Below are 12015 nucleotides of genomic sequence, written 5' to 3' on the forward strand. Positions count from 1 at the left end.
GTTTTCGAAACGCCTATTCCTCCTCGACTTGGACGGATGGGCGTTTTTTCCTTTTGTCTTAACTTGCGTCCTTTGGTATGACCAGTTAATATTAGTATTTGAGTAGGCATTAGCACCTGGTATAATATTAAAGTATAATAATAAAGGTGAATGTTGAGATAGGGGATGAAGAAAAATGAAAATCGATCAGTTGAAGCAAGTACTCGAAATGTTGGACCAATCGAGTGTCAATGAACTTTCTCTTGAAACCGATACGTATAAGTTAAAATTAAAAAAACAAAATGATAATATCGTGGTCTCACACGAAGCACCGGCCCGCGTGGCAACGCCGGCGCCGCAAGCTGCGACAGTCACAGCAGAACCAGCTCCGGAAGAACAGAGCGTTGAAGCCGACACGGTAACGATCAATGCATTGATGGTCGGGACGTTTTATTCGCGTCCGAATCCGGACAAACCTTCGTTCGTCAAAGTCGGCGACAAGATCGAAGTCGGTCAAGTCGTCTGTGTCTTAGAAGCAATGAAACTATTTAATAATCTGAACTCGGAAGTAGCCGGAACAGTCGTCGAGATTCTCGTCGCAGATGGAGACCTTGTTGAATTCGGACAACCTCTCTTCCGGATTCGTCCTTGAGCGGGGTGATGGCAATGGAAAAACTTTTAATCGCGAACCGGGGCGAGATTGCAGTCCGGATCATTCGAGCTGCAAAAGAACTTGGCATTCAGACGGTCGCCGTTTATTCGACAGCGGACCGGGATGCCTTGCACGTCCGTTTAGCAGATGAAGCATATTGTATCGGAGATGTCAGTTCGACTGCTTCTTACTTGAATGTCACGAATATCCTGGCGGTCGCGACTAATCGGAACGTCACGATGATTCACCCGGGATACGGTTTCCTGGCTGAGAATGTTGATTTTGCCGAGATGTGTGAAGCATGTGGCATCAAATTCGTCGGACCGACATCGGCTGCTATCCGTCAGATGGGAATCAAGGATGTCGCAAAACAAACGATGATTGCCTGCGGCGTACCTGTCGTACCCGGTTCTGCCGGTACGGTCACGGACGAGGAAGCCTTACAATTGGGGGATGAGATCGGCTATCCGGTCATCATCAAAGCGACTGCCGGTGGAGGCGGACGAGGCATCCGTGTCGCCCGTTCACAAGAAGAACTTGTAACCGGCCTGGATGAAACACGCCGTGAGGCAAAGCAGGCGTTTGGAAACAGTGAAGTGTATCTCGAGCGTTTCATCGAAGAATTTCGTCATGTCGAAGTTCAAGTACTCGCCGATCGTCACGGAAACGTGATCCATCTCGGGGAGCGGGATTGTACCGTCCAACGCCGGATGCAAAAGCTGATTGAGGAAGCACCATCACCTGCTGTCAGCCCTGCAACCCGTCTGAAGATGGGCGAAGCGGCAGTCAAAGCGGCGAAGGCGATTGACTACACCGGTGCCGGGACGATCGAATTCATCTTTGTGGAAGAAACGGAAGAATTTTTCTTCATGGAAATGAATACGCGAATCCAGGTTGAACATCCGGTGACGGAAATGATTACAGGATTTGATCTTGTTCAGGCACAGCTCCAGGTGGCACTCGATCACCCGTTAGCTGTTCAACAGCAGGATATTGAATTCCGTGGTCATTCGATTGAATGCCGGATCAATGCCGAAGATCCTGATCATGACTTCCGTCCGCATGCCGGACGCGTCACACAATATGTCGCACCGGGTGGAATGGGCGTCCGGATTGATAGTGCCGTATATCCGGGGTATATGATTCCTCCGTACTATGACTCGATGGTCGCTAAGCTGATCGTTCATGCCGAAACGCGTGAAGAAGCCTGTGCGAAGATGGAACGGGCATTGTCCGAGTTTTGGATTGAAGGTGTCAAAACAACGATACCTTTCCATCAACAAGTGTTGGCACATCCCGTATTCCGTCGTGGAACGTTTACGACGAAATTTACAGAACGTGAACTAAAAGCAGAAATCGTGAAGTAATCGTGGACGGGAGTCGATTGTATTTAACTCCCGTCTTTTTGCCGTTCTCTATGTTTTTTGAAAAAAGAATGTGCTAAACTAATTGATTGAGAACGATAAAAAAAGGAGCACGTAAAATCATGATGAAAAGACATATGGCACGCGAACTGGCAGTACAGTCTTTGTTCCAAATGGAACTCTCGGATCTGTCTGCACAAGAAGCCATTGAATTCGCAGTAGAAGGTAAAGAATATGATACGTTTGTGACACGATTGGTTGAAGGAGTCGAAGCAAACAAACCGGAAATTGATCAAAAGCTGCGTGCTGCGCTCGTGAACTGGTCATTTGAGCGTATCGGAAACATCGAACGGACGATTCTTCGTCTTGCGGTGTATGAACTGTTGTTTGAAGCGAAGATTCCAGTCCGGGTAACCATCAATGAAGCAATCGAATTAACGAAAGCTTTTGCCGATGAAGAAGCAACAAAAATCGTCAACGGTGTGCTCGGAAAAGTAGCGCAAGAAGTGGAACAAAACGGTTTGAAAGAAAACCCGCAAAGCAACTAACTTAAAAACAGAGAAGTTTGATCAGGCAAAGAGTGAAGCGAATATTTTTGGGGGAGTGGACAAAATCATGGCAGTCGTAATCGATGGGAAACAAGTCGCACAATCGTATCGTTTGAAACTGAAAGAAGAAGTCGCACGTCTGAAAGAAGAACGTATTCAACCGAAACTGACCGTCATCTTAATCGGAGAAGATCCAGCCAGTCAATCGTATGTCCGTGGTAAAGAAAAAGCGGCGCAGGAGATTGGGATGGATTCCGATTTGATCCGATTACCGGAAGAGACAAAAGAATCGGAATTGCTTCACTTGATTGAACGGCTGAATGCCGATGCCAGCGTACACGGTATTCTCGTTCAATTACCTTTGCCAAAACATATTGATGAGAGTAAGGTCATCTTCGCCATCGCTCCAGAAAAAGATGTCGATGGTTTCCATCCGGTCTCGGTCGGGAAAATGATGATCGGTGAACCTACTTTCTTGCCATGTACACCAAATGGTATTTTGCATCTCGTCAAGGAAATGAATGTTCCGATTGCCGGTCGTCATGTCGTTGTCGTCGGTCGAAGCCAAATCGTCGGTAAGCCGGTCGGAATGCTGTTTTTAAATGAATCAGCGACCGTGACGTATTGTCACTCGAAGACGGCAGATCTCGGTGCGATGACCCGTCAGGCGGACATTCTGATTGTCGCTGTCGGTGTGCCGAAATTGATTACTGCCGATATGGTCAAGCCGGAAGCCGTCGTCATCGACGTCGGTGTCAACCGGGTCGACGGAAAATTAGTCGGAGATGTCGAATTTGAAGCAGTGAAAGAAGTCGCCTCGATGATTACACCAGTTCCTGGTGGGGTCGGGCCGATGACGATCACGATGTTGCTTCACAATACGATCGAGGCAGCGAAATGACGAATCCTCTCCAGGTTTCCGAACTCGTCCAATATGTGAAACGGGAACTCGAGAACGACTCGTTGCTCCAACAAGTCCAGGTGGTGGGAGAAGTGTCGAACTTTAAACGACACTCTTCCGGTCACCTTTATTTTACGTTGAAAGATGAACAGTCGCGGATGAAAGCGGTCATGTTCGCCCGGGATGCCAGTCGTGTCAAGACGGACATCCGGGACGGAGCCCGTGTCATCATTACGGCTCGGATTTCGGTTTATGTCGCATCGGGTGAGATGCAGCTTTACGTCGAACGGATGATGGAAGACGGTGTAGGAGCCCTTTACGAAGCCTATGTCCAGCTAAAAGAGGATGTCGAGGCCCGCGGATGGTTTGAAGCGGAACAGAAACTGCCGTTACCGGCTTTCCCGCAAAAAATCGGCATCGTAACCTCGCCGAAGGGAGCCGCCCTTCATGATATCGCGACGACGTTACGTCGCCGTTATCCGCAAGCCGCTATTGTTTTTGCGCCGGTTCTCGTTCAAGGGAAAGAGGCTGCACCCCAAATCGTCCGTGCCATTGAATGGATGAACGAACATCAGGCATGTGACGTGATGATCATCGGTCGCGGTGGCGGATCGATTGAGGAATTGTGGGCGTTTAACGAAATGCCGGTCGTAACAGCCATTCATCAGTCGCGGATTCCGATCGTGTCAGCAGTCGGTCACGAAACAGACTTTACGATTGCGGATTTTGTTGCAGATGTCCGGGCGGCGACGCCGACTGCCGCAGCAGAACTCGTGACGCCGGAAGCAGCGGAACTTGCGAAGCGTCTCAATGAACTGAATCGGAGATTGACGCGCCATTACGCCCAGTACATCACCGAACGTAAGGATCAAGTCCAGCGGCTGGCAACGAGTTACGGCTTGAAGTCTCCTCGTGTCTTGTTAGGTTTGAAACAGGAACGGTTGGACCGGGCAGAGATGGGACTGAACCGGATTGGAAAACAGGTGTTGCAGTCGAAGCAACAAGCCTTGACGGATCAGGTGAACCGGTTTGCCCGAATCGCGATGCAGGAACGTTTGGCGGAACAAGGACGCCAGTTGGTCCGGACACGGAAACAGCTGGAACGGATCCATACCGTCCTCCGCACGAAGCAGGACCGGTTGCATCAAATGATTGCCCGCCTTGACTCGGTCAGCCCGACGCAAGTCATGTTGCGTGGGTATACTTACGTCGAGCAGGACGGCCGACTCGTCCGTTCCGTAACAGAATTGTCAGATCAGACCTTCCGGGTTCAGTTTCATGACGGGAGTATCCTAGCGAAACGAGAGGATGAAGAAGATGGAAACAGAACAATCCTTTGAAGCCGCTTTAGAGCGGTTGGAAGAAATCGTCGAACTACTGGAGGCAGGTGAAGCACCGCTTGAGCAAGCGATGAATTTGTACGAGGAAGGCGTGAAATTGACGGCACTCTGTCAAGGAAAGCTGTCGACGGCAGAAAAACGGCTCGATCAAATCTTGGAACAAGATGGCACGTTACGTGAAAAAGGAGGATCACAATGATTGTCTTAACAGAGTGGAAAACGCAGGTGGAGCAAGCACTGGAAACTTTCATGAACCGTCTCGAAGCACCGGATCGTCTGCGGGAAGCGATGCTGTATTCCCTTGATGCAGGGGGGAAACGTGTCCGGCCGGCATTGATTTATGCTGTCCTCGATGCTTACGGCGTCGATCGTAAGACGGGTGACGCAACAGCGGCGGCGCTTGAGATGATTCATACATATTCCTTGATTCATGATGATCTACCGGCGATGGACGATGATGATATGCGACGCGGACGTCCGACCAATCATATTGAATTCGATGAGGCGACCGCCATTCTCGCAGGGGATGCGTTACTGACGAATGCCTTTACGTGTCTACTCGAAACGATGGCCGCAGCGGAAGTTAAAGTGAAATTACTCGAGCGACTCGCAGCAGCAGCGGGTGCAGCCGGGATGGTCGGCGGTCAACTGGATGACATGCTTGGAGAGCGCGGAGGAATCAGTGATGCGGAAGAACTGGAATCGATTCACCGCCGGAAAACAGGAGCCTTGTTGATTTTTGCAGTCGAAGCAGGCGGCATTTTAGCCGGAGTCGCAGATGAGGATCTCGAACAGTTGAAACGGTACGGCCGTCATCTCGGAATTGCTTTCCAAATTCAAGACGACATCCTGGATGTGACCGGAGATGCTGACAAAATCGGGAAACCGGTTGGCAGTGATGAAGGAAATGACAAAGCAACTTATCCGAAACTGTTGGGTCTTGACGGGGCGAAAAGGGCACTTGCAGCCCAAGTGACGGCAGCGAATGAAGCAATCGAGGCTCTTTCCGTCGAAGCGACACCGCTTAAGGATTTGCTCGACTTCGTCGTCAAGCGTGACCATTAAGAGAGGCGGCGTAGTAAGCCGTCTTTTTTTTATGCGCCGGGAATGTGGCGTTCGCAAGATTGTTCTAGTACAATGTAGGGTACAAACCATATAAGAATGCAAGGGAAAGAGGCGGTAAGGTATGAAGTTGACAGAGATACAGGATCCGTCATTTTTAAAGCGTATGTCAGTCTCGGAATTAGAACTGTTCGCAGGTGACATCCGACGCTTTTTGATTGAAGAATTAGCAACGACAGGTGGACATTTAGCACCGAATCTAGGTGTCGTCGAACTGACATTGGCGCTTCACCGCGAATTTGACAGTCCGAACGATAAATTCGTCTGGGATGTCGGACACCAAGCATACGTGCATAAAATTTTGACAGGACGGGCAGGTCAGTTTGATACGCTGCGTCAACACAAAGGGTTATGCGGATTCCCGAAACGTAACGAGAGCGTTCATGACGTCTGGGAAACAGGCCACAGTTCGACCTCACTTTCGGCAGCGATGGGGATTGCTGTGTCGAATGAACTAAAAGGTAATGATGACCGGGCGATCGCCATTATCGGGGACGGTGCGTTGACAGGCGGAATGGCACTCGAAGCATTGAACCATATCGGAGCGGAACAACAAAACGTCATCGTCATCTTAAACGACAACGAGATGTCGATCGCACCGAATGTCGGGGCGATGCATCAGATGTTAGGAAGAATCCGTTCTTCGCGCAAAGTCCGTTACGCGCAAGATGAGCTCGAAACATTGATTAAAAAAATCCCGTTAATCGGCGGAAAGCTTGAAAAAGGCGGCGAGAAGCTGAAAGAAGCGGTCAAAGGAGCACTCGTTCCCGGTATGTTCTTTGAAGAACTCGGTTTTAATTATTACGGACCGGTCGATGGTCATGATTTAACGGACTTAATCGAACAGCTGAACTATGTGAAGAAAGAAGAAGGGCCTGTCCTGCTTCATGTCATCACGAAAAAAGGAAAAGGCTACCGTCCGGCTGAATACGACGGCATCGGCACATGGCACGGTCTAGGACCGTACAAGATCGAGTCAGGCGAAGTCATCAAAGGGAAATCAAAAGCACCAAGTTATTCGTTCACAGTGGCAGACACGTTGACGAAGATGGCCCGTGAGGATGATAAGTTAACTCTGATTACACCGGCGATGAGTGTCGGATCGAAACTCGACTGCTTTGAAAAAGAATTCCCGGAACGGATGTTTGATGTCGGGATTGCGGAGCAACATGCCGTAACATTTGCTGCCGGTCAGGCAACACAAGGCATGAAGCCGGTCGTCTCGATTTATTCGACCTTCTTCCAGCGTGCATACGACCAACTCGTTCATGACGTCGCACGCCAGAACCTCGATGTGACGTTCACAATCGACCGTTCGGGTCTCGTCGGTGCGGACGGCGAAACACACCAAGGTGTCTTTGATATCGCCTTCATGCGTCACGTACCGAATATCCGGATTGTCATGGCGAAAGATGAGAATGAACTGCAACACCTTCTCTATTCGGCTGTTAAATACGAAGGACCGATTGCCGTCCGTTTCCCACGCGGAGAAGGCATCGGTGTTCCGATGGATGAGACACTCCATGAAATTTCGCTTGATACATGGGACGTCGAACGCGAAGGAACGGATGTCGCCATCATGGCATTCGGTCCACAAGTACAGGACGCCTTGAAAATTGCGGAACTTCTAGAAGGGGATGTATCGGTACGGGTCATCAATGCCCGGACGATCAAACCACTGGATGAAAAAATGTTGAATGCATTATACGCGGAAGGTATTCCACTCGTAACGCTTGAAGAAGCGGTGCTCAAGGGCGGATTCGGTTCAGCTGTTCTCGAACATGCCAATGAACAGGAAGCTTTCCCGCGCGTCAAACGATTTGGTATCCCGGATTGGTATATCGAGCATGGCGGTGTCAACGAATTGTTAGAAGAAATCGGATTATTACCTGGACAAATTGCGGAAGAAGTCCGCTCATTTGTCAATCAAGGAAAGAAACAGAGTGTGTAACGATTAATGGAAACTGTAAAAAAAATCCGCCTCGACGTTCTGCTCGTCGAGCGCGGTTTATGTGAAACACGTGAAAAAGCAAAACGGACCATTATGGCAGGTCTTGTATTCAGTGGCACGGAACGGCTGGAGAAAGCCGGTGAAAAAGTAAAATCAGACATCGATTTGACGGTCAAAGGTCAAGTCATGCCATACGTTGGTCGCGGTGGATACAAGATGGAAAAAGCATTAGCGGTATTCGATATCGATGTATCCGGACGGACTGGTCTTGATATCGGTTCTTCGACAGGCGGGTTTACGGATTGTGCCTTACAAAACGGGGCTGCCCATATGTATGCGCTGGATGTCGGCTCCAATCAACTGGACTGGAAATTACGGTCGGACGATCGTGTGACGGCAATGGAAAAAACCAACTTCCGTCATGCGACGCCAGATATGTTTCCTGTTCAGCCGAGCTTTGCGACCATCGATGTCTCGTTCATCTCACTGAGATTGATTTTGCCGCCATTAAAGGCGATTTTAGCTGAGGGCGGGGATGTCATTGCGCTTGTCAAACCACAGTTTGAAGCAGGGCGTGATGATGTCGGTAAAAAGGGAATCGTTCGAGATGAGCGGATTCACGATCGGGTACTCAAAGAGATGGTAGATTTCTTTGTCCGGGAAGGATTTTACGTTCAACAATTGGATTTTTCACCGATTACCGGCGGTGAGGGAAATATCGAGTTTCTCCTGCACGCCAAGCTTGAGACACCGGGGATGGAAGAATCGGTTGATCCGCTTGAAACCGTTCGTCTGGCCCATGCCGCGTTGTAAGTCTAATCGATTTCCAAACAGGCTCCGTCAAAGATGATGGAGTCTGTTTTTGATTTGTCAGGAATGAATAGGGCAAGCATGGACTTTTATCGAATTATTGGATTACAATAGTATCAGTGAAGAAAAACTGTGAGGTGCAAGGATGACAAAGGGGCAACGGTTAATCAAGATTCGGGAAATCATTACGCAGTCAGAAATCGAAACACAAGATGAGTTAGTCGAGGAACTTCGAAATGCAGGCTATAAAGTAACCCAGGCGACCGTCTCTCGAGATATTAAAGAACTTCATCTCGTGAAGGTGCCGCTCAATGATGGCCGATACAAATACAGCTTGCCTGCCGATCAGCGGTTCAATCCACTCGGAAAGTTACGCCGATTGCTCGGAGATAGCTTCATCTCGATTGATTCCGCACAAAACTTGATTGTCATGCATGTCTTACCCGGAAACGCAAATGCATTAGGTGTCTTGCTCGATCATTTAAACTGGCCGGAGTTACTCGGGACAGTCTGTGGTGACGATACGATCCTGATGATTACACGAAATGAAGAAGCAGCAACGGAAGTGACCGAACGTATTTTAGGAATGTTGTAAGGAGTTGACATGATGTTAGCTGAACTATCGATAAAACAATTTGCAATCATTGACCAGCTACAGATTGATTTCAAAAAAGGCATGACGGTCTTGACCGGAGAAACGGGAGCCGGTAAATCGATTGTGCTGGATGCGATTGGATTACTGATCGGTGGTCGCGGTTCTGCTGAATTTGTCCGGTACGGTGAGGACAAGGCGGAATTAGAAGGTCTCTTCATGATTGAAGACGGTCATATGGCCTATACGTTAGCAGAAGAGTACGGGATCGACATGGAAGACGGCATGATCATTTTACGCCGTGATTTGTTTGCTTCCGGAAAAAGTGTCTGTCGCGTCAATCATAAATTAGTCACCTTGACGATTTTACGGGAATTCGGCCGGGCTCTTGTCGATCTCCATGGTCAGCATGAACATCAACATCTGATGGAAAGTACGTATCATCAAACGATTTTGGATGACTTTGGACATGCGACGATTGCTCCGATTCTCGAACGGTATCAGGAACGTTTTCAGCAGTATGAAGAAAAACGGGATGCCTTGCAGGCACTGGCGCAAAGTGAACAGGAGTTAGCCCAACGTATTGACTTGTTGTCTTTTCAAACGGAAGAAATCGACAGTGCGAAACTCCGAACAGGTGAGGAAGAAGATTTATTGAGCGAACGAAACCGGTTGGCAAACTTTGAAAAGCTTCATGCTTCTCTCAGCGCCGCTTACGATGCGTTACATGACGAACGGCGCGGGATTGATTCCGTCGGAGACGCCATGCGTGAACTGCAACAGGCTTCAAGTATCGATGATGAATTTTCGGGTCAAAGCGATACATTGGCCAATGCATTTTATGCGCTTGAGGAAGTCGGCTATGCGGTCCGGGATCAACTTGAAACTTTGGAGTTTGATTCGAACCGGCTCGACGAAATCGAGCTTCGTTTATCTGTATTCCAACAACTCAAACGGAAATACGGAGCAACGATAGAAGAAGTCATCGCTTACGGTAAAAAAATCGGTGTGGAACTGGATACGATGACGAATCGCGATGAGCGGATTGAAAAACTGAAAACAGAAGTGGAACAGTTGGAGACGGAACTGTTCGACATCGGCGGAGAACTGTCTCAGGCCCGGAGAAAAGCAGCGCATCATTTAGGTGAAGCGATTCACCTTGAACTCCGTCAGTTGTATATGGAAAAAGCCCGCTTTGAAATCCGCTTCCTCCAAGATGGAAAGGCGCCGACTTTACGTAAAAACGGAATCGACTTCGTCGAGTTCTACATTATGACGAACGCCGGAGAACCGTTTAAATCACTCGGGAAAGTCGCTTCCGGCGGCGAATTGTCTCGGATCATGCTCGGACTGAAATCGATTTTCTCACGTTCGGTCGGTGTGGCTTCCATCATCTTTGATGAAGTGGATACAGGGGTATCCGGACGTGTCGCACAAGCGATGGCAGAAAAGATTTATCGTCTGTCAATCGACAGTCAAGTCTTGTGTATCACCCACTTGCCGCAAGTTGCATCGATTGCGGATCAACACTTGTATATCCGTAAAATCGAAGAAACGGACCGGACGACGACACAGGTCAACGTACTGACGGACTCCGAGCGCGGAAATGAACTGGGACGGATGATTTCCGGCACACATATGACGGATTTGACGTTGCGTCATGCGGAAGAACTGATGGAACAGGCAATGAACATGAAGGAATCGCTTAAAAATGGGGTGTAACAATTGATTAGAGTCGGGATTGCGGATGATAACCGAGAAATGGTCGAATTGATTCGGCAACATCTATCTGCCCAAGAAGACATGGAAGTAGTATGCGTTGCCTATAACGGAGAAAGTTGTCTTGAAAAATTAGGACATGTCGAGACCGATGTGCTGTTATTGGATATCATCATGCCCCATCTCGATGGACTGGGTGTCTTGGAGGCCTTGATGAACCAAAAGAGCAGTCCGGCTGTCATCATGTTAAGTGCGTTCGGGAAGGATGAAGTATCGCAACAGGCTGTTTCACTGGGCGCTGCCTACTTTTTATTGAAACCGTTCAGTTTAGATCAACTCGTCAACAAAATTCGTCTGGTCGTGAACGGCGTACAGCCAAGCCAAGCAGAACCGGTCGAAACGAAAGTCGGCACCACGCTCCGGGAAATCGGAATTGCGCCGCACATCAAAGGATTCACGTACTTGAAAGAGGCGGTCTTGTTGGTGCTGGAACGGGAAGATTTATTGGGGCTGATTACAAAAGAGCTATACCCGACGATTGCTAGAAAACATCAAACGACTGCTTCGCGTGTCGAGCGGGCGATGCGCCATGCGATTAAGTCGGCCTGGAAAGAAGGCATGAATGAACATACATTGTTTAACGGACGAATTGAACAGGAGAAAAGTCCGAAAAATTCCGAGTTCATCTCTTATGTATCGAACCATATGAACGGATCTTAATAGAGCGGTAATCAGGTTTTGACGGATGAAGAAAATCCGGAGAAGCCTGGTTTTTTTTAATACAAATAAAAAACTAAATATTCATTAAATAAATGTTGCACAAACTGAAATGTTTGTTATAATAAAGGTACCAAATGATTTGGAAAGACGTCAGATGAACGTCGAGTCGAATTGGTTCCCGGAAAACCGTTCAACGAATTTCATCTCAGGTCGCCACCTGTAAACGGCTCAAGAATGATGGATGACATTCTCTTGGTAGAATTCTTATCAAGGCATTTCATATCTTTTTCGGATGATTTATCTCAAACAGATATGAG

The 12015-nt window shown here is 48.5% G+C and carries 12 protein-coding genes; all 12 read left to right on the forward strand.

Going from position 1 to position 12015, the window contains the following annotated elements:
- Positions 1-175: 175 nt before the first annotated feature.
- The 12 genes from accB (at position 176) to spo0A (ending at position 11698) form a co-directional block, all read left to right on the forward strand.
- Positions 176-631 (forward strand): acetyl-CoA carboxylase biotin carboxyl carrier protein, encoded by a 456-nt coding sequence (accB, locus tag EXIG_RS04840; RefSeq protein ID WP_012369805.1) that lies wholly within the window; start codon positions 176-178, stop codon positions 629-631.
- A 14-nt stretch (positions 632-645) separates the two neighbouring features.
- On the forward strand, positions 646-1998 hold the full coding sequence (gene accC, locus EXIG_RS04845; protein WP_041261513.1) for an acetyl-CoA carboxylase biotin carboxylase subunit: 1353 nt from the start codon (positions 646-648) through the stop codon (positions 1996-1998).
- Positions 1999-2117: 119 nt separating this feature from the next.
- On the forward strand, positions 2118-2543 hold the full coding sequence (nusB, locus tag EXIG_RS04850) for a transcription antitermination factor NusB (protein WP_012369807.1): 426 nt from the start codon (positions 2118-2120) through the stop codon (positions 2541-2543).
- A gap of 67 nt (positions 2544-2610) precedes the next feature.
- Positions 2611-3444: a bifunctional methylenetetrahydrofolate dehydrogenase/methenyltetrahydrofolate cyclohydrolase FolD gene (folD, locus tag EXIG_RS04855; RefSeq protein WP_012369808.1), complete on the forward strand. Its 834-nt coding sequence runs from the start codon at positions 2611-2613 to the stop codon at positions 3442-3444.
- Positions 3441-4784 (forward strand): exodeoxyribonuclease VII large subunit, encoded by a 1344-nt coding sequence (gene xseA, locus EXIG_RS04860; RefSeq protein ID WP_012369809.1) that lies wholly within the window; start codon positions 3441-3443, stop codon positions 4782-4784. The genes folD and xseA overlap by 4 nt, the downstream gene beginning before the upstream one ends.
- Positions 4762-4983, forward strand: a complete 222-nt coding sequence (gene xseB, locus EXIG_RS04865; RefSeq protein WP_012369810.1) for an exodeoxyribonuclease VII small subunit — start codon at positions 4762-4764, stop codon at positions 4981-4983. Before xseA ends, xseB begins: the two co-directional genes overlap by 23 nt.
- Positions 4980-5849, forward strand: a complete 870-nt coding sequence (locus EXIG_RS04870; RefSeq protein WP_012369811.1) for a polyprenyl synthetase family protein — start codon at positions 4980-4982, stop codon at positions 5847-5849. The genes xseB and EXIG_RS04870 overlap by 4 nt, the downstream gene beginning before the upstream one ends.
- Positions 5850-5970: 121 nt before the next feature.
- A complete protein-coding gene (dxs, locus tag EXIG_RS04875) occupies positions 5971-7857 on the forward strand; it encodes a 1-deoxy-D-xylulose-5-phosphate synthase (RefSeq protein WP_012369812.1) in 1887 nt (628 codons plus the stop codon).
- A 6-nt stretch (positions 7858-7863) separates the two neighbouring features.
- On the forward strand, positions 7864-8670 hold the full coding sequence (locus EXIG_RS04880) for a TlyA family RNA methyltransferase (RefSeq protein WP_012369813.1): 807 nt from the start codon (positions 7864-7866) through the stop codon (positions 8668-8670).
- 142 nt (positions 8671-8812) lie between these two features.
- Positions 8813-9262 carry a transcriptional regulator AhrC/ArgR gene (gene ahrC, locus EXIG_RS04885; RefSeq protein WP_012369814.1) on the forward strand — a complete coding sequence of 150 codons (450 nt, stop codon included), beginning with the start codon at positions 8813-8815 and terminating at the stop codon, positions 9260-9262.
- Positions 9263-9274: 12 nt separating this feature from the next.
- On the forward strand, positions 9275-10981 hold the full coding sequence (recN, locus tag EXIG_RS04890) for a DNA repair protein RecN (protein ID WP_041261515.1): 1707 nt from the start codon (positions 9275-9277) through the stop codon (positions 10979-10981).
- 3 nt (positions 10982-10984) lie between these two features.
- Positions 10985-11698 (forward strand): sporulation transcription factor Spo0A, encoded by a 714-nt coding sequence (gene spo0A, locus EXIG_RS04895; protein WP_081432739.1) that lies wholly within the window; start codon positions 10985-10987, stop codon positions 11696-11698.
- Positions 11699-12015 lie beyond the last annotated feature (317 nt).

Origin of the sequence: Exiguobacterium artemiae 255-15, from assembly GCF_000019905.1 — a bacterium.
GTDB lineage: Bacteria > Bacillota > Bacilli > Exiguobacteriales > Exiguobacteriaceae > Exiguobacterium_A > Exiguobacterium_A artemiae.